We start from the raw sequence: 18,722 nt of genomic DNA on the forward strand, positions 1-18,722 counted from the left end.
GCGGGCGGGGACCGAGCAGGCGGCGAGCGGCCGGGCGGGGACGGGGCGGGTGATCCGTCACGACGCCCTGGACTCCCTCCCGGTCCGGTCCGCGCTGCCCGCGCTGCGGGAGGCGCTGGACGACCGGGGCACCGCGGTGCTGGTGGCGCCGCCCGGCACCGGCAAGACGACGCTGGTGCCGCTGGAGCTGGCCGGGCTGGTGGGTGACGGGCCCGCGCGGCGGGTGGTGGTGGCCGAGCCCCGCCGGATCGCCGCACGGGCGGCGGCCCGCCGCATGGCGTGGCTGCTGGGCGAGCGGGTGGGCGGGGCCGTCGGCTACACGGTCCGCGGGGCGCGGGCCGTGGGGCGGGACACGCGCGTGGAGGTGGTCACCACCGGGGTGCTCCTGCAGCGGTTGCAGCGTGACCAGGAGTTGTCCGGGGTGGACGTGGTGGTGCTCGACGAGTGCCACGAGCGGCACCTGGACGCGGACACGGCCGCCGCGTTCCTGTGGGACGTGCGCGAGACCCTGCGGCCGGAGCTGCGGCTGGTGGCCGCGTCGGCGACGACCGACGCACAGGGCTGGGCCCGGCTGCTGGGCGACGCGCCGGTGGTCGAGGCGACCGGCACGGCGTTCGGGGTGGAGGTGGTGTGGGCGCCGCCCGCGCGGCCGGTGCGGCCCCCGCACGGCATGCGGGTGGACCCGGCGTTCCTCGCACATGTGGCGTCGGTGGTGCGGCGGGCGCTGGCCGAGCGGGACGGGGACGTGCTGGTGTTCCTGCCCGGGGTGGGCGAGATCGTCCGCGTGGCGGGGCTGCTGGGGGACGCCGGGGGCGCGGAGGTGCTCCAGGTGCACGGGAGGGCTCCGGCGGCCGTGCAGGACGCGGTGCTCGCTCCCGGGCAGCGGCGCCGGGTGGTGCTGGCGACCGCCGTGGCGGAGTCGTCCCTGACCGTTCCGGGGGTGCGGGTCGTCGTGGACTCGGGCCTCGCGCGCGAGCCGCGGGTGGATCACGCACGCGGGCTGAGCGCGCTGACCACGGTCCGGGCCTCCCGGGCGGCCGGTCGGCAGCGCGCCGGGCGGGCCGGCCGGGAGGCGCCCGGCACGGTCTACCGCTGCTGGGCGGAGGCGGAGGACGCGCGGCTGCCCCGGTTCCCCGCCCCCGAGATCGCGGTGGCCGACCTGACGGCGTTCGCCCTGCAGGCGGCCTGCTGGGGCGACCCGGACGCCACCGGGCTGGCGCTGCTCGACCCGCCGCCCGCCGGGGCGATGGCGGCTGCCCGGAGCGTGCTGACGGCGATCGGTGCCGTCGGTCCCGACGGGCGCGCCACCCGGCGCGGTGCGCGGCTCTCCCGGCTGGGGCTGCACCCGCGTCTGGGGCGGGCCCTGCTGGACGCGGCGCCCGTGGTGGGTGCCGAACCGGCCGCCGAGGTGGTGGCCCTGCTGAGCGAGGAGGCGCCGCACGAGTACGGCGACGACCTGGCCACCGCCCTGCGGACCGCCCGGCGCGGCGGCGACGGCTACGCGGCCCGCTGGCGGGCCGAGGTGCGGCGGCTGCGGTCGTCCGCCGGGGAGGCGGGCGAGGGGTCCGGCGGGGACGCGGGCAAGGGGTCCTGCCGGGACGCGCCCGCGGTCCGGGGCGACGGGCGGGAGCCCGGCGGGGACGCGCCCGCGGTCCGGGGCGACGGGCGGGAGCCCGGTGCGGGGCCGTTGACGGGGCCGGACGCCCGGGCCGGACTGGTGGCCGCGCTGGCCTTTCCGGAACGGGTCGCCCGGGCGGACGGCGGTTCGTATCTGATGGTGTCCGGGACCCGTGCCGAGGCGGGGGACGGCAGCGCGCTGCGTGGCGCTCCCTGGATCGCGGTCGCGGTGGCCGACCGGCCGGCGGGCCGCGGGCACGCGCGCGTGCGGCTGGGCGCGGCCGTCGACGAGGCCGTGGCGCGGTACGCGGCGGACGCGTTCGCGGAGTCGGCCGAGGAGGTCCGCTGGGCCGACGGGGATGTCGTCGCCCGCCGGGTTGAGAGGCTGGGAGCGGTCGAGCTGTCGGTGCGCCCGCTGCGGGACGCGGACCCCGGGCTCGTCCGGGCCGCGCTGCTGGACGGACTGCGGCGGGAGGGGACGGGCCTGCTGCGGTGGCCGCCGGGGGCGGTGGCGCTGCGGCAGCGGCTGGCCTTCCTGCGTCGGCAGCGCGGTGAGCCCTGGCCCGACGTGGCCGAGGAGGCGCTGATCGCGCGGGCGGACGAGTGGCTGGAGCCGGAGCTGGGGCGGGCCCGGCGGCGGGCCGATCTGGCGCGGATCGACGCGGGACAGGCGCTCGGCCGGCTGCTGCCGTGGGCGTCCGGGGAGGCCGCCCGGCTGGACGAGCTGGCTCCCGAGCGGATCACCGTGCCGAGCGGGTCCGCGATCCGCGTCGACTACGCCGACCCCGGCCGGCCGGTGCTCGCCGTGAAGCTGCAGGAGATGTTCGGGCTGCGCGAGACGCCCCGGGTGGCCGGGGTTCCCCTGCTGGTGCACCTGCTGTCCCCGGCCGGGCGCCCGGCCGCCGTCACCGCCGACCTTGCCTCCTTCTGGCAGGACGGCTACCGGGCTGTGCGGGCTGAGTTGCGGGGCCGGTATCCGAAGCACCCGTGGCCGGAGGACCCCGCCACGGCGGAGCCGACCCGGCACACCAACGCCCGGCTCCGGCGGTGAACGACGGCCCGGACGGCGGCCCGGAGCCTGAGCCCCGAACGGCGACCCGAGGGGCCAGAGCCCTGAACGGGCGACCCGGGGAGCCTGAGCCCTGATCGGCGGCACCGGCCGCCGCGCGGGGCGGAGCGTCGGCACGCGGCTCCGCGCGGAGCGGGCACGCGGGCGGGCGAGCGGTGTCCGACGTGGACGGCCCCCGGCCGGACGGTCGGTGACACACCGTCAGACAGCTGTCCACGTCGACTCCCGGGCGACGCTCAGGATCCCGCACCCACACACGCGGGCAGGGCACCCCCGGACGGCTCCAGGGGTGCCCTGCTCGCGTTCGTGCCGGAGTGGGCCCGGGTCAGTCGCCCGCGGGCTCGGACGGGACCGGTGACGCCTCCGTCTCCTCCTCGCCGTCCGCGTCCTGCGCCACGGTCAGTTCGACGGTGAGCGTGGCGCCGCCCGCGGTGGTGATGCGGAGCAGGAAGGTGCCGGTGGTGTCGTCCGCGAACAGGGGCGGCAGCTTCAGCTGGCCGTCGGGACCCGTCTCGAGGCCGGTGAGGGTGCGGACCGGCTGGTCGTCGGCGTCCTTGAAGTACGGTCCCCGGTCGTTCTCGTCGGGTTCGTCGGCCGAGGTGATGAGCGTGGCGGTGGCGGCGACCCGGTCGGCGGCGGAGCCGTCGTGGGTGGCCTTCACCGTGACCCGGTGCTCGAACGCGCCTCCCGGCGTGCAGGTCAGTGCCTCGTCGCCGACGCGGACGAGCCGGTCGGCGGTGCGTTCGGTGACGGTGGCCCGGTGTTCGAGGGCCGGGACGGAGCGGCCGACGACCGTGGCGCGGACCGTGAACGATCCGACCTTCTCACCGGCCTTCAGCCGCGGAGCCACGGCGACACCGGAGCCGTCGGTGACGACGGTGGCGACCTTCTCGCCGCCGGTGAAGGTCGTGTCGGTGTCACCGGTCACGGTGAACCTGATCCGCACCTTGGCCACGGGCTTCCCGGCCTCGGTCTCCGCGCGGGCGCCGGCCCGGTGGGCGAACGCGTCGCCCGCCCGGGCGGTGAGTTCGGCGGTGCCGGCGTCCTTCAGGCGGTGCACCGTGTCGGTGGGCGTCTGCGGGGTGCCGGGCGGAGTGGTGGGCGGGGTCGTGGGCGGTGTCGTGGGTGACGGGGAGGGCCGGGTGGGCGGCTCGGTGGCGCCTCCACCGGGCCTGCTCGGGCCGGGGCTCGGCCGGTTGTCGGAGGGCCGTTCGGTGCGGGGCGGCTTGGGGGAGGTGGTGCCGGGTGCCGCGGTGCCGGGCGTGCGGGAGCCGGGGCGCGGGGTGCGGTCGTCGCTGCGGCCCTCGGGCAGGGGTCCGGTGCCGTCGGGGATCTCGTGGGTGCCCTTGCGGTAGAACTCCAGCCACGACAGGACGGTGTTCAGGTAGTCCGTCGACTGGTTGTAGCTGAGGATCGCCCGGTCGAGGTCCTTGCTGTCGGACAGGTCCCAGCCGAAGCGGCACAGGTAGTGGCCGGCCGCCAGGGCGGCGTCGTAGATGTTGTTGGGGTCCTCGACCCCGTCGCCGTTGCCGTCCCGGCCCGCCCACGCCCAGGTGGAGGGGATGAACTGCATGGGGCCGACGGCCTGGTCGTAGGTGCTGTTGCCGTCGTAGGCGCCGTTGTCGGTGTCCCTGATGAGGGCGAAGCCGTTGCCGTCGAGCTGGGGGCCGAGGATCGGGGAGAGTGTGGTGCCGTCGGCGGTGACCTTGCCGCCGCGGGCCTGCCCGGACTCCACCTTGCCGATGGCGGCGAGCAGTTGCCAGGGCAGGTTGCAGCCGGGCTTCTTCTCCCGCAGCGCGGCCTCGGCCTTCTTGTAGGCGTCGAGGACGGTCGCCGGGATCCCGGCCTCACCGCCGCCCGCGCTCGGGCCGTCGCCGCCCGCGGAGGGGGACGGGTTGGGGCTGTTGAGCGGCGGCAGGTCCGTGTAGTACGGCGAGTTGCCGGTCGCGCTGTCGGCTCCGTCGGCGGTGTCGGGGGTGGGCACGGCGTCCGAGGTGGACTGCCGGCCGTGCTGGTCGACCGTCACCCCCGGTGCCTGGGACGCGGACAGGGCCGCCACCGCGACCGCGGCCACGGCGGTGGTGGTCGCTCCCTTGCGCAGCCTCCTGCCGAAATGCGCCGCCATACAGTGAACCCCTCCCCTGGACGCCGGGGCGTCCGTCGACCCGTGTGTCGTGCCCGTCCTGTGTGGGACGGTCGGCCCGCCCCACCGGTTGCGTGACGGTGGGGGCGGTGCCCCGGTCGTTCGCCCGTCCGCACCCGCCCGGCCCGCTCCGGCACGGCGACGTTCGCGACCCTACGGCAACTTCCTTGGACCGGACACCCGTTCCCGACCGATGTTCACCGCTTCACCATGTTCACCGGCGGCGGACCGGTGTCCGGGCCGTACCGCATACTGAGTCGCGCCGGCGCGGACGATCACCGGCCCGGCTCCCCGCCGGTCAAGGACCCACCCGAGGAGCCGAGTTGCCGTTCACGCTGAGCCACGCGGCGGCGGTCCTGCCCGCTCTCCGGGCCGACGGACGGGGTCGCGGCCCTCTGGTGCCGTCGGTGCTCGTCGCGGGCACCTTCGCGCCCGATCTGACCTACTACGCGGCGAGCGTGGTGTCCGGGGCCATGGAGTTCGGGGACGTGACGCACTCGTTCGCGGGGGTGTTCACCGTGGATGTGCTCCTCGCCTGGGCCCTGGTGGGGCTGTGGCTGCTGGTCCGCGAACCGCTGGTGGGCCTGCTGCCGAGGTCCCGGCAGGACCGGCCGGCGACCCTGCTGCGGTGCGGGGCGCCGCGCACGGCGCTGCGGCCGTCGTCGGCGGCGCAGTGGTACCTGTCGGCCGTGCTGGGCGCGCTGACGCACGTGGTGTGGGACGCGTTCACCCATCTCGACCGGTGGGGGACGCGGCTCTTCCCGGTGCTCGGCGAGGAGTTCGCGGGGTCGCCGTTGTACTGGTACCTCCAGTACGGGGGGTCGGCCGTGGCCGCGGTGGTGATCGTCTGGTTCGTGCTGCGGGCCCTGCGCCGCACGCCTTCCGGCGGCGGGGCGGCCGGAGTTCCGCTGCTGTCCGCCCCCGACCGGTGGGCCGCCGTCGGTCTGATCGGCGGCTGCATGCTGGTGGGGGCGGTGCACCGGGCGGCGCGGTGGTGGGCCTACTGGGGGCCGTCCGCGAAGCCCTGGGAGATCATTCCGACGGTGTGCTTCGGGGCGGGCGCGGGGCTGGCCGTGGCCCTGCCGCTGTTCGCGGTGGCGGTCAGGGTGTGGCGCCGCCCGGCTCCGGCCGTCCGGGCCCCTGGAACCCTCGGTACGGAGCCCCCGAGCCGTACCGCCGCACGCTGACGGGGTCGCCCGCGGCGACGAACACGGTGATGGTGCGGACGGGGCGGGGCCGGGGCAGCAGGGTCAGGGCGAGGGTGAGATAGCCGCGGGCCACCTCGGCCCACAGCCGCCACGGGAGCGGCCTCTCGGGCAGGACGGCGGTGACCGGCCCGGCGGCCCGGGAGATGCGCCGGCCGAGGCCGGCGGAGGCGCGCCGCAGCGCGGTGGCGAGGGTGACGGGGATGCGTGCGGTACTCGCGGCGGACGCGAACACGGGGACCGCCGGTCGCGCCTCGGGTCCGGGGCCGTCGGCGCCGGCCCGGGGCGGGGGTCCCGCTGTGCGGTGAAGCATGCGTATACCCATGCCCCGCATCCTGGCCGCAGCGTCCGCGCCCGGCCGTTCCGCGGGGGCCACGCGAGTGACACACCGGACGGGGCCCTTGCGGGGAACGGGCGGCGCGGACGGCGGGAGCAGGACGGGGGACGCGCCGGGGCAGGGGAGCGCCGGCCGCGACAGCGGCGGGACGCGCGGCTCACCGCAGCGGACGGACCGCCGGCTGCAGCAGGACAGGCGGCTCACCCCTGCGCCCCCGACAGCGCAGGACGGACGACTCACCACGGCGGAACGGACCCTCCGCGACGGCAGGACAGACGACCCGCCGGGCCGGGCGAGGGCGCCCGCAGCCGGTGTCCGGCGCCTGGGCCGCGCCACGACCTGGGCCCGACGGCGATGGACGTTACGAGCCGAGCGCGACGACCGGGCCGGGGGCGGGTCCAGGCCGGGAGCGACGTCCGGCGGGCGGCGGAGGTCGGAAGCCCGGCCCCGCCGCCCGGTGCGCCGGCCGCTGCCCTATGCACCGGGCGGCGGCCCAGGGCAGCAGGCGGGTGCGGCCCGGCTCGGCGGGCTCGCACGTCTGCGGTCAGTGGGCCGCCGACTCCCAGTCCGGGCCCGCGCCGACGGAGACGCCCAGGGGGACACGGAGCCGGACCGCGGCGCCCATCTCGCGGCGGACCAGTTCCTCGACCCGGTCCCGCTCCCCCGGCGCGATCTCCAGGACGATCTCGTCGTGGACCTGGAGCAGCATGCGGGAGGTCAGGCGGGCCTCGCGCAGGGCGCGGTCCAGGTTCAGCATGGCGATCTTGACGATGTCCGCGGCCGTCCCCTGGATGGGGGCGTTGAGCGCCATGCGCTCGGCGGCCTCCCGCCGCTGGCGGTTGTCGCTGTTGAGGTCGGGCAGGTAGCGGCGGCGGCCGAAGAGCGTCGCCGTGTAGCCGGTGGCCCGGGCCTCGTCGACCACCCGGCGCAGGTAGTCCCGCACCCCGCCGAAGCGCTCGAAGTAGGCGTCCATCAGGGCGCGGGCCTCGGCCGCCTCGATGTTCAGCTGCTGGGAGAGGCCGAAGGCGGACAGGCCGTACGCCAGGCCGTAGGACATGGCCTTGATCTTGCGGCGCATCTCGGCGTCGACCGCGGCGGGCTCGACGGAGAAGACCTGTGCGGCGGCGGTGGTGTGCAGGTCCTCGCCGGAGGTGAACGCCTCGATCAGGCCCGCGTCCTCGGAGAGGTGGGCCATCACGCGCAGTTCGATCTGGCTGTAGTCGGCCGTCATCAGCGACTCGTACCCCTCGCCGACGACGAAGCCGCGGCGGATGGCGCGCCCCTCGTCGGTGCGGACGGGGATGTTCTGCAGGTTCGGGTCGGTGGAGGAGAGCCGGCCGGTGGCGGCGACGGTCTGGTTGAAGGTGGTGTGGATGCGGCCGTCGGCGGCGATCGTCTTGATCAGCCCCTCGACGGTCACCCGCAGCTTGGCCTGCTCACGGTGGCGGAGCATGATCACCGGCAGCTCGTTGTCGGTCTGGCCGGCGAGCCAGGCGAGGGCGTCCGCGTCGGTGGTGTAGCCGGTCTTGGTCCGCTTGGTCTTGGGCAGGGCCAGCTCGCCGAAGAGGACTTCCTGGAGCTGCTTGGGCGAGCCCAGGTTGAACTCGTGCCCGGCCGCCGCGTGCGCCTCCTTCACGGCCTGCTGCACGGCGCCCGCGAACATCTGCTCCATGGCCTCCAGGTGGGCGCGGTCGGCGGCGATGCCGTGCCGTTCCATGCGGGCGAGCAGGGCCGACGTGGGCAGTTCCATGTCCCGGAGCAGGTCGGCCGCGCCCACCTCGTCGAGACGGGTGCGGAACGCCTCGCCGAGGTCCACCACCGCGCGGGCCTGCACCATGAGCGCCTCGGCCTCGGCGGCGTCGTCCGCGCCGAACGCCAGCTGGCCGTCGGCCGCCGCGGCGGGGGCCAGCTCGCGGTGCAGGTACTCCAGGGACAGCGCGTCCAGGTCGAAGGAGCGGCGGCCGGGCTTGACCAGGTAGGCGGCCAGCGCGGTGTCCATGGTGACGCCCTCGATGGTCCAGCCGTGCTCGGCGAAGACCCGCATCGCGCCCTTGGCGTTGTGGAACACCTTGGGCCGGTCCGCGTCGGCGAGCCAGGCGGCGAAGGCGCGCTCGTCGCCCTCGTCCAGCTCGGCCGGGTCGAACCAGGCGGCCGGTCCGTCGGCCGAGGCCAGCGCGACCTCCGCGACGGAGCCGGTGCCCAGCGCCCAGGTGTCGACGGTGGCGACGCCGAGCGGTGCGGTGCCGTGCTCGGTGAGCCAGCCGGCCAGCTCGCCGGCGCCCAGCACGCTGCCGTCCAGCTCCACGCCCTCCGTGACGACCGGGGTGGCCTCGGCCTCCTCGGCGCCCGGGTCGACGGCGAACAGGCGCTCGCGCAGCGACGGGTTGCGGATCTCCAGGGTGTCCAGGAGCATCGCGACGGCCTTGCGGTCGTACGGGATCCTCGCCAGGTCGGCGACGCCCTTGGGCAGCTCGACCTGCCGCTCCAGCTCGGTCAGGCGGCGGTTGAGCTTGACCGCCTCCAGGTGGTCGCGCAGGTTCTGCCCGGCCTTGCCCTTGACCTCGTCGACCCGCTCGACGAGCTGCGCGAAGGAGCCGAACTGGTTGATCCACTTCGCGGCCGTCTTCTCGCCGACGCCGGGGATGCCGGGCAGGTTGTCGGAGGGGTCGCCGCGCAGCGCGGCGAAGTCCGGGTACTGGGCGGGCGTCAGCCCGTACTTCTCGACGACCTTCTCGGGGGTGAACCGGGTCAGCTCGGAGACGCCCTTGGTGGGGTACAGCACCGTGGTGTGCTCGGACACCAGCTGGAAGGAGTCCCGGTCGCCGGTGACGATCAGGACCTCGAAGCCCTCGGCCTCGGCCTGGGTGGCGAGCGTGGCGATGACGTCGTCGGCCTCGAAACCCTCGACGGCGAAGCGCTGGGCGTGCATCGCGTCGAGCAGTTCGCCGATCAGCTCGACCTGGCCCCGGAACTCGTCGGGGGTCTTGGAGCGGTTCGCCTTGTACTCGGTGAACTCCTCGGAGCGCCACGTCTTGCGGGAGACGTCGAAGGCCACCGCGAAGTGCGTGGGCGCCTCGTCACGCAGGGTGTTGGCCAGCATCGAGGCGAAGCCGTAGATCGCGTTCGTCGGCTGGCCGGTCGCGGTGGTGAAGTTCTCCGCGGGCAGCGCGAAGAACGCGCGGTAGGCCAGCGAATGCCCGTCCATGAGCATCAGCCGGGGACGGTCGGCGCCGGAGGTCTGGTCGGTCTTCTTCGATGCTGTCTCTGCCACGCCCCCGATCCTGCCACGCCCCACCGACAGCCGGACCCGCCGCGCCCCGCGACGAGCCCCCACCCCGTCGCCGCGGTCGACGTACCCGCGCCGCGGGCCACCCCCGGATCCGGCCGGGGGCCACCGTCTCCCCAGGCCGCCGCGCCGCCCGCCCACGGAGGCGCGCCCGCCGGTCGCCGCCCGCCTTCGCCTCCCCCCAGCAGGCGCCGCACGGGCTCGCGGCGCAGCCCGCACGGGCCCGGGGCGGCGCACCCCGCACGGGCCCGCAGCACGCCCCGGACGTTCCCGCGGCGCACCCCGCACGGGGCCCGCGACGGCTCTCCCACCGCCCGACGCCTCCTTCCGCGCCCGGGCGCCCGCCCGCTGCCCCGGCGCCCGCCCGCGCACGGCCCCGCTGCTCCGGTCCGCGACGTGCGAGGATCGACAGTGGGACGTCTCACGTGTACGCGAAGGGGAGTGCGCGATGGCCACGCAACCGCCCAAGGGCGATCCGGTTCAGGACGCGCCGCAGGTGACCGAGCCGAAGCGGGCGGCCGCCGGGCTCCCCGCGATCGGGCACACGCTGCGCATGGCGCACCAGCAGATGGGCGTGCGGCGCACCGCCCTGACGCTGCTCAGCGTCAACCAGAAGGACGGCTTCGACTGCCCGGGCTGCGCCTGGCCCGAGCCGGAGCACCGGCACCGGGCGGAGTTCTGCGAGAACGGTGCGAAGGCGGTGGCCGAGGAGGCCACGCTGCGCCGGGTCACGCCGGAGTTCTTCGCCGCACACCCGGTGTCCGACCTGGCCGGCCGCAGCGGCTACTGGCTCGGCCAGCAGGGGCGGCTGACCCACCCCATGTACCTGCCCGAGGGCGGTGACCACTACGAGCCGGTCACCTGGGAGCGGGCCTTCGACATCGTCGCCGAGGAGATCGACGCCCTGTCCTCCCCCGACGAGGCCGTCTTCTACACCTCCGGCCGCACCAGCAACGAGGCGGCCTTCCTCTACCAGCTGTTCGCCCGCGAACTGGGCACCAACAACCTGCCCGACTGTTCCAACCTGTGCCACGAGTCGTCCGGCTCGGCCCTGTCCGAGACGATCGGCGTCGGCAAGGGCAGCGTGCTGCTGGAGGACCTGTACCGGGCCGACCTGATCATCGTGGCGGGCCAGAACCCGGGCACGAACCACCCGCGCATGCTGTCCGCCCTGGAGAAGGCGAAGGCGAACGGCGCGCGGATCATCAGCGTCAACCCGCTGCCCGAGGCCGGACTGGAGCGGTTCAAGAACCCGCAGACCGCCAAGGGCCTGACCACCGGCGCCCCGCTGAACGACCTGTTCCTGCAGATCCGGCTCGGCGGCGACCAGGCTCTCTTCCGGGTGCTGAACCAGCTGATCCTGCAGACGCCCGGCGCGGTGGACGAGGAGTTCGTGCGGGAGCACACGCACGGTTTCGAGGAGTTCGCCGAGACCGCGCGCGCCGCCGACTGGGACGAGGCGCTGACGGCCACCGGGCTGACGCGCGAGGACATCGAGCGGTGCCTGCGGATGGTCCTGGAGTCGGAGCGGATCATCGTGTGCTGGGCGATGGGCCTGACCCAGCACAAGCACTCCGTGCCGATGATCCGGGAGATCGTCAACTTCCTGCTGCTGCGCGGCAACATCGGCCGTCCGGGCGCGGGCGTGTGCCCGGTGCGCGGCCACTCCAACGTGCAGGGCGACCGCACCATGGGCATCTTCGAGCGTCCCGCGCCGGCCTTCCTGGACGCCCTGGAGAAGGAGTTCGGCTTCGCGCCGCCCCGCGAGCACGGCTACGACGTCGTGCGGGCCATCCGCGCCCTGCGCGACGGACAGGCGAAGGTGTTCTTCGCCATGGGCGGCAACTTCGTCTCCGCCTCCCCCGACACGGAGGTCACCGAGGCCGCGATGCGCCGGGCCCGGCTGACGGTGCACGTGTCGACGAAGCTGAACCGCTCGCACACCGTCACCGGCGCGCGGGCGCTGATCCTGCCGACCCTCGGGCGCACGGAGCGCGACGTCCAGGACGGCGGCGAGCAGTTCGTGACCGTCGAGGACTCGATGGGCATGGTGCACGCCTCGCGCGGGCGGCTGGAACCGGCCGGCCCGCGGCTGCTGTCGGAGCCGGCGATCGTGTGCCGGCTGGCGCGCCGGGTGCTCGGCGCGGACAGCGTGGTGCCGTGGGAGGAGTTCGAGAAGGACTACGCGACGATCCGCGACCGCATCGCCCGCGTGGTCCCCGGCTTCGAGGACTTCAACGCGCGGGTCGCCCGCCCGGGCGGCTTCGCGCTCCCGCACGCGCCGCGCGACGAGCGCCGCTTCCCGACGGCCACCGGCAAGGCCAACTTCACGGCCGCGCCGGTGGAGTACCCGAAGGTGCCCGAGGGGCGGCTGCTGCTGCAGACGCTGCGCTCGCACGACCAGTACAACACCACCATCTACGGCCTGGACGACCGCTACCGGGGCATCAAGAACGGCCGCCGGGTGGTGCTGGTCAACCCGGAGGACGCGCGGGCGCTGGGGCACGCGGACGGCTGGTACGTCGACCTGGTCGGGGAGTGGAAGGACGGGGTGGAGCGCAGGGCGCCCGGCTTCCGGGTCGTGCACTACCCGACGGCCCGGGGCTGCGCCGCCGCGTACTACCCGGAGACGAACGTCCTGGTGCCGCTGGACGCCACCGCGGACACCAGCAACACCCCGGCCAGCAAGTCCGTGGTGGTCCGTCTGGAACAATCGGCGACCGACTGAGCGTTTGCTCAGCGACCACGCGGTGCGGTGCGGCCCGACCCGGCGCCCGGTGTGCCGTGCGGTGGCCGCAGTTGACGACGACGAACGGAGCCCGGCCCATGGGTGAGCAGCAGAACGTGAAGTTCCCGAGCGAGGTCATCGACGAGTACGCCGCCCTCGGCGTGGACCTGCAGGCGCTCTTCTCGGCGGGCCACCTGGGCAACCGGATGGGCGTGCAGATCGTCGAGGCGTCGGCCGAGCGGGTCGTGGGGACGATGCCCGTGGAGGGCAACACCCAGCCGTACGGACTGCTGCACGGCGGGGCCTCGGCCGTCCTGGCGGAGACGCTGGGGTCGGTGGGTTCGATGCTGCACGGCGGGGTCTCCAAGATCGCGGTGGGCGTGGACCTCAACTGCACGCACCACCGCGGGGTGCGGTCGGGACTGGTGACGGGTGTGGCCACGCCCGTGCACCGCGGCCGGTCCACGGCGACCTACGAGATCGTGATCACCGACGAGGCGGACAAGCGGGTGTGCACGGCCCGCCTGACCTGCCTGCTGCGGGACGTGAACCCCAGTGACCAGGAGCGGGTCGGCGCGACGGGCTGACCGCCCGGCGGCCCGGCCGCCACGCGGACACCGCACACCCCGGGGGTGCGGGGCACACGGCGCCCCGCACCCCCTCGCCGTCCTCGTCGTCGTCCTCGTCCTCGTCGTCGTCCTCGTCCTCGTCGTCCTCGTCGCCCTCGTCGTCCTCGTGACGCTCCGTGTCCCTCCCGCCGGAACCTCCGGGTGCCTCGGCGGCGGATGCGACGGTGCGGGGGCTGCCCCAACCCCACGCGTCCCGCGCCCCCTTGTTGCCGCTGAGCGGCGGGCGCTCTAGCGTCTTCAGCCATGGAGCGGGGAGGCCGTGGGCGGCCCGGCACGGGGGCGGGAGCCGCCGTGCTCGCGGCGGTGCTCCTGGCGGGTGCCTCGGCGGCCGGCTGCGCTGCTCCCGGTCCGGAACGCGCCGCGGCGTCGCCGGCTCCCGCGCCCCCTCCCTCCCCCTCCCGGCCGGGGCCGGCGTCGGCGACATCCGCCGAGGACGTGTGCGTGCGGCTCGTGGCCCACTGGTCCCGGAAGGTGCTGGACGGCACCGCGTACGGCGACTACCAGTCCATGGGCCTGTCCAACGGCCAGTACGACATCCTGCGCGCGGCGGTGGCCGCCGCGGGACCGGTGAAACGCCGTCAGGGACGGTCTGCGGCGCACCGGTTGATCGACCGTCGGGTGCGTGAGGCGTGCGCCGACCGTCACCGGGGCGACGGGCCGGCCGAGAGGCCCTGGTGATGAGCGGCGTCGGCCCCGTCGAACCCGGTGAGGGCACCCGGGTGCACGACGCCGCCCCCGCCCGCCGTAGCGCCCGACTGTCGGCTGCCGTACGGCTGTCGAGGCGTCACCGTCGGGCTCTGGCGGGCGCGTGCGCCGCCTCGGCCGTCCTGGCGGGAGGCGTCCTGCTGTACGCCACGCGCCCCGTTCCGGCACCGTCGGCGCCGCCGCCGTTCCCCGCGCAGGTGACCACCCTCTCCTACCGGGAATCACGGCCAGAAGCCACTTCGGGAGAGGAATCCGAAGGAAGAACACCCTTTCGGATCTTCACTTTCCAGGTGGAGATCGAAGTGGATTCCGGCCCTCCGGTCACCGTCTCGCGTATTTCCCAGCCATACGAGGGGGGTTCGGTGACCTCCACCCCACGCACGCCTTTCCGGACAAAAGCGGGCCCCTCGCGCAAGATCATGATCACTCTCCGCGTGAACGATTGTGGAAATGTCCCACGGAATGCCGGGCTCCCATTTCTGGACGTCACTCTACGTAATGCGCGTGCCCTGCAGGACCACAGCTTCATCCTCGGCCCGCGCTACGCACGGGACCTCTCCCGGGCCCTGCAAGTCGCCTGCGGCAACGAATTCGGGTAATCACCAAAACCCCTGAGACGCCTGAACCGACCCGCTCGGGTCCTGCGGTTTCTCAGGATGCGGACAGGGCAAAACGGCGAGAATTCCGCCGTTCCCCCCACTCAGTACCGCTCTGCAATACGTCGTGTCATAACAAGAGAGTCACAGCCTTGGCCAGACCCTCCTCCACGTTCCCCACACCCGCTTAGAGTCACGGCCAGTCACCGCGCCGCCCGATTGTCACTCGTCATTTCGGCCCAGCGCTCGACTCGGCCGTTTCCACCGGGAAGCGGTTGTCAGGGGAAAGGACTGGATCGTGCGTCAACGTTCGCTCATCGCCATCACCGCCGCGCTGGCAGCGGGAGCACTCACCCTCACCGCCTGCGGCTCGCGCGACGACAACGGCGGCGGCTCGGACTCCGGGAACGGTGGCACCACCGTCGTCATCGGCGTCGACGCGCCGCTGACCGGCGACCTGTCGGCACTGGGTCTCGGCATCAAGAACTCCGTCGACCTCGCGGCCAAGACCGCCAACAAGGAGAAGGTCGTCGAGGGCGTCACCTTCAAGATCGAGGCGCTGGACGACCAGGCGCAGCCCTCCTCGGGCCAGCAGAACGCCACCAAGCTGGTCGCCAACGACGACGTCCTCGGCGTCGTCGGCCCGCTGAACTCCTCCGTCGGCGAGTCCATGCAGAAGGTCTTCGACGACGCCAAGCTGGTCCAGGTCTCGCCGGCCAACACCAACCCGTCCCTCTCCCAGGGCCAGGACTGGCAGACGAACAAGGTCCGTCCGTACAAGTCGTACTTCCGTACGTCGACGACGGACGCCATCCAGGGCCCGTTCGCCGCGCAGTACCTGTACAACGACTCCAAGAAGCGCAAGGTCTTCGTCATCGACGACAAGAAGACCTACGGCGCCGGCCTCGCGGCCACCTTCACCGAGGAGTTCAAGAAGCTCGGCGGCAAGGTCGTCGGCACCGAGCACATCAACCCCGAGACCAAGGACTTCTCCGCGGTCGCCACCAAGGTGAAGAACTCCGGCGCCGACGTGGTCTACTACGGCGGCGAGTACCCGCAGGCCGGCCCGCTCAGCAAGCAGATCAAGGCCGCCGGGGCCAAGATCCCGCTGGTCGGCGGCGACGGCATCTACAGCGCCGACTTCATCAAGCTGGCCGGCGCCAGCGGCACCGGCGACCTCGCCACCTCGGTCGGCGCGCCGGTCGAGGAGCTGCCCTCCGCCAAGGAGTTCGTGGCCAACTACAAGGCCGAGGGCTACAAGGAGGACTTCGAGGCCTACGGCGGCTACTCCTACGACTCGGCCTGGGCGATCATCGAGGCCGTGAAGAAGGTCGTCGAGGACAACGACGGCAAGCTCCCCGACGACGCCCGCGAGAAGGTCACCGCGGCCATGCAGAACGTCTCCTTCGACGGAGTCACCGGCAAGGTCTCCTTCGACGAGTTCGGCGACGCCACCAACAAGCAGCTGACCGTCTACGCCGTCGAGAACGGCGACTGGAAGGACGTCAAGTCCGGCACCTTCACCGGCTGACCCAGCCCAGCACCAACGAGCCGCGCGGGGCGCCGCACCACTGGCGCCCCGCGCGGCTCGCATCCGGCCCCATCCGTCGAACTTTCCGAACGTCTCGGAGGACATGCGGTGAACGAACTGCCGCAGCAGCTGGTCAACGGCCTGCTACTGGGATCCATGTACGGGCTGGTCGCCCTCGGCTACACAATGGTCTACGGCATTGTCCAGCTCATCAACTTCGCCCACGGCGAGATCTTCATGACCGGCGCCTTCGGCGCGCTCACGGTCTACGTCTACATCCTGCCCGACGGCACCTCCATGCTGATCGCCCTGCCCCTCATGATCATCGGAGCGATGATCGTGGCCACCACCGTGGCCGTCGGGGCGGAACGGTTCGCCTACCGTCCCCTGCGCGGCGCACCCCGCCTCGCGCCGCTCATCACGGCCATCGGCCTGTCGCTGGCCCTCCAGCAGGCCGTCTGGGCCTGGTACCCCGAGGCGAAGTCCGCCCGGACCTTCCCCAGCATCCCCGGCGGGCCCTTCGAGTTCGGCTCCGTCACCATCCAGACCGGTGACGTCTTCCTGTTCTGCGCCGCCCCGCTGAGCATGGCCATCCTCGGCTACTTCGTCATGCGCACCCGGACCGGGCGCGGCATGCAGGCCACCGCCCAGGACCCGGACACCGCCAAGCTGATGGGTGTCAACACCGACCGCATCATCGTCATCGCGTTCGCCCTCGGCGCCGTCTTCGCCGCCGTGGGAGGAGTCGCCTACGGCCTGAAGTACGGCCAGATCGACTTCCGCATGGGCTTCATCCTCGGTCTGAAGGCCTTCACCGCGGCCGTCCTCGGGGGCATCGGCAACATCTACGGCGCCATGCTCGGCGGCCTGGTCCTCGGCGTCGCCGAGGCGCTGTCCACCGCCTACATCTCCGACATCCCCGGCATGCAGCAGTTCGGCAGCCAGTCCTGGGCCGACGTCTGGGCCTTCGTACTCCTCATCCTCGTGCTCCTCTTCAGGCCGCAGGGTCTGCTCGGCGAGCGCGTGGCGGACAGGGCGTGACACCGATGACGACACAGACCACCACAGCAAAGACCCCCGACTCCCCCGCCGTCGAGCCCTCCAGGGGCCTCATCGGCCTCCCGGAGCCCGTCGGCCGCGCCCTCGCCACCGGCGGTGGCGTCCTCACCGTCCTGTCGACCTTCCTCGCCTGGACGTGGACCTCCGCGTTCCCCGGTGACCTGACGGTCTACGGCTACCCGGGCGGCCTGCAGGTCCTGGTCCTCATCGGCGGCGCCCTCACCGCGCTGTTCGGCCTCGCCTCCTACGGCGTCAAGGGCCTGCAGTGGCTGACGCCGGCCGGCGCGGACAGCGCCATGAAGCTGTCCGCGCTCGCCGCCCTCGGCACGACCTGGTACACCGTGCTCGCCATGTCCGCGACGCTCGGCGGACTGGTCAACCTGGAGCCCGGCGCCTGGGTCGCCGCGGTCGCCACCCTCGTCGCCGTCGTGGGCGCGCTTTCCCTGCCGTTCGAGCGGCCGGAGCCCGACCCGCACGACCCCGACGACACCGGCTGGGAGAAGTTCCGCCACGACGCCCGTGACGGCTTCGCCGTCCTGCGCGCCTCCATAGCCACCGGCCGCACCCGCGCCCCGCGCCCGCTGCCCTCCTACGCCGAGATCCTCATCATCGTCGCCACCCTCGCCGTGGGCCTGCTGGTCTTCACCTACGGCATCGCCACCGAGTACGACGAGCTGTTCATCGGCTTCCTGATCACGGCCGGGTTCGGCTTCGCGGCCCTCCTCAAGGCCGGCCTGATCAACCGGGTCTCCGCGATCACCGCCAAGCACCGCAACGTCACCATGATCGGTGCGTTCGTCGCGGCGGCGGCCTTCCCCTTCACCCAGTCCGACGACCAGTACGCCACCATCGGCGTCTACATCCTGATCTTCGCCACCGTCGCCCTGGGCCTGAACATCGTCGTCGGCCTGGCCGGCCTCCTGGACCTCGGGTACGTCGCCTTCCTCGGCGTCGGCGCCTACACCGCCGCCATGGTCTCCGGCAGCCCGTCCAGCCCGTTCGACATCCAGCTGCCGTTCTGGGCCAGCGCCCTCCTCGGCGCCTTCGTCGCCATGATCTTCGGTGTCCTCATCGGCGCCCCGACGCTCCGGCTGCGCGGCGACTACCTCGCCATCGTCACCCTGGGCTTCGGTGAGATCTTCCGCATCGCCGTCCTCAACACCGACGGCACCTCCGGACCCGACGTCACCAACGGCTCCAACGGCATCTCCTCGATCCCGAACCTGAACATCCTGGGCTTCGACTTCGGCCAGGAGCACACCATCTTCGGGTTCACCATCGCCCGGTTCGCCAACTACTTCCTGCTGATGCTGCTCATCACGCTGGTCGTCGTGGTGGTCTTCCGGCGCAGCAGCGACTCCCGCATCGGGCGGGCCTGGGTCGCCATCCGCGAGGACGAGACCGCGGCCCGCGCCATGGGCATCAACGGCTTCCGGGTCAAGCTGATCGCCTTCGCCCTGGGCGCCACCCTCGCCGGCCTGGCGGGCACGGTGCAGGCGCACGTCACCTACACCGTGACGCCGGAGCAGTACATGTTCGCCCACGTGGTCCCGCCCAACAGCGCCTTCCTGCTGGCCGCCGTCGTCCTCGGCGGCATGGGCACCATCAGCGGACCGCTGGTCGGCGCGGCGCTGCTCTACCTCATCCCCGCCAAGCTCCAGTTCCTCGGCGACTACCAGCTCCTCGCCTTCGGCCTCGCGCTCGTCCTGCTCATGCGCTTCCGGCCCGAGGGCCTCATCCCCAACCGGCGCCGTCAGCTCGAGTTCCACGAGGATGCCGAAGCGCCGACAGTCCTCAGCAAGGCAGGGGCCTGACCA

The 18,722-nt window shown here is 73.6% G+C and carries 11 protein-coding genes; 8 read left to right on the forward strand and 3 right to left on the reverse strand.

Annotated elements, in window-relative coordinates:
* Positions 1–49 precede the first annotated feature (49 nt).
* The gene (locus AB0F01_RS00960) at positions 50–2,668 is read left to right on the forward strand and encodes an ATP-dependent helicase C-terminal domain-containing protein (protein WP_362090163.1); all 2,619 of its coding nucleotides are present in this window, start codon (positions 50–52) and stop codon (positions 2,666–2,668) included.
* Positions 2,669–3,011: 343 nt separating this feature from the next.
* On the opposite strand, the gene AB0F01_RS00965 is transcribed toward AB0F01_RS00960, so the two are convergent.
* Positions 3,012–4,811: a lytic transglycosylase domain-containing protein gene (locus AB0F01_RS00965; RefSeq protein ID WP_362088972.1), complete on the reverse strand. Its 1,800-nt coding sequence runs from the start codon at positions 4,809–4,811 to the stop codon at positions 3,012–3,014.
* Positions 4,812–5,152: 341 nt separating this feature from the next.
* Between AB0F01_RS00965 and AB0F01_RS00970 the strand changes: the two genes are divergently transcribed.
* Positions 5,153–6,016, forward strand: coding sequence for a DUF4184 family protein (locus tag AB0F01_RS00970; RefSeq protein ID WP_362088973.1), 864 nt, complete (start codon positions 5,153–5,155; stop codon positions 6,014–6,016).
* Here AB0F01_RS00970 and AB0F01_RS00975 read toward each other — a convergent pair.
* Complete coding sequence (locus AB0F01_RS00975) at positions 5,931–6,359, reverse strand: hypothetical protein (protein WP_362088974.1); 429 nt, start codon at positions 6,357–6,359, stop codon at positions 5,931–5,933. The two genes, AB0F01_RS00970 and AB0F01_RS00975, sit on opposite strands and share 86 nt — an antisense overlap.
* Before the next feature lie 556 nt (positions 6,360–6,915).
* On the reverse strand, positions 6,916–9,642 hold the full coding sequence (polA, locus tag AB0F01_RS00980) for a DNA polymerase I (protein WP_362088975.1): 2,727 nt from the start codon (positions 9,640–9,642) through the stop codon (positions 6,916–6,918).
* Between the two features lie 463 nt (positions 9,643–10,105).
* Between polA and AB0F01_RS00985 the strand changes: the two genes are divergently transcribed.
* The 6 genes from AB0F01_RS00985 to AB0F01_RS01010 all read left to right on the forward strand — a co-directional run bounded on the left by AB0F01_RS00985 (position 10,106) and on the right by AB0F01_RS01010 (position 18,719).
* On the forward strand, positions 10,106–12,385 hold the full coding sequence (locus AB0F01_RS00985) for an FdhF/YdeP family oxidoreductase (protein ID WP_362088976.1): 2,280 nt from the start codon (positions 10,106–10,108) through the stop codon (positions 12,383–12,385).
* Between the two features lie 98 nt (positions 12,386–12,483).
* Positions 12,484–12,972: a hotdog fold thioesterase gene (locus tag AB0F01_RS00990; protein ID WP_362088977.1), complete on the forward strand. Its 489-nt coding sequence runs from the start codon at positions 12,484–12,486 to the stop codon at positions 12,970–12,972.
* Positions 12,973–13,455: 483 nt separating this feature from the next.
* Complete coding sequence (locus tag AB0F01_RS00995) at positions 13,456–13,692, forward strand: hypothetical protein (protein WP_362088978.1); 237 nt, start codon at positions 13,456–13,458, stop codon at positions 13,690–13,692.
* 921 nt (positions 13,693–14,613) lie between these two features.
* On the forward strand, positions 14,614–15,846 hold the full coding sequence (locus AB0F01_RS01000) for a branched-chain amino acid ABC transporter substrate-binding protein (RefSeq protein ID WP_362088979.1): 1,233 nt from the start codon (positions 14,614–14,616) through the stop codon (positions 15,844–15,846).
* 108 nt (positions 15,847–15,954) lie between these two features.
* Positions 15,955–16,887, forward strand: coding sequence for a branched-chain amino acid ABC transporter permease (locus AB0F01_RS01005; protein WP_362088980.1), 933 nt, complete (start codon positions 15,955–15,957; stop codon positions 16,885–16,887).
* Positions 16,888–16,892: 5 nt separating this feature from the next.
* Positions 16,893–18,719 carry a branched-chain amino acid ABC transporter permease gene (locus tag AB0F01_RS01010; RefSeq protein WP_362088981.1) on the forward strand — a complete coding sequence of 609 codons (1,827 nt, stop codon included), beginning with the start codon at positions 16,893–16,895 and terminating at the stop codon, positions 18,717–18,719.
* The last annotated feature ends 3 nt before the right edge of the window (positions 18,720–18,722 follow it).

The sequence above is a fragment of the Streptomyces sp. NPDC029526 genome (assembly GCF_040637405.1).
GTDB lineage: Bacteria > Actinomycetota > Actinomycetes > Streptomycetales > Streptomycetaceae > Streptomyces.

Excerpts from the sequence above, each read along its gene's own strand:
- AB0F01_RS00965 (WP_362088972.1), bottom strand. The coding sequence starts at position 4,811 with ATGGCGGCGCATTTCGGCAGGAGGCTGCGCAAGGGAGCGACCACCACC.
- AB0F01_RS00975 (WP_362088974.1), bottom strand. The coding sequence starts at position 6,359 with ATGGGTATACGCATGCTTCACCGCACAGCGGGACCCCCGCCCCGGGCC.
- AB0F01_RS00985 (WP_362088976.1), top strand. The coding sequence starts at position 10,106 with ATGGCCACGCAACCGCCCAAGGGCGATCCGGTTCAGGACGCGCCGCAG.
- AB0F01_RS00990 (WP_362088977.1), top strand. The coding sequence starts at position 12,484 with ATGGGTGAGCAGCAGAACGTGAAGTTCCCGAGCGAGGTCATCGACGAG.
- AB0F01_RS01010 (WP_362088981.1), top strand. The coding sequence starts at position 16,893 with ATGACGACACAGACCACCACAGCAAAGACCCCCGACTCCCCCGCCGTC.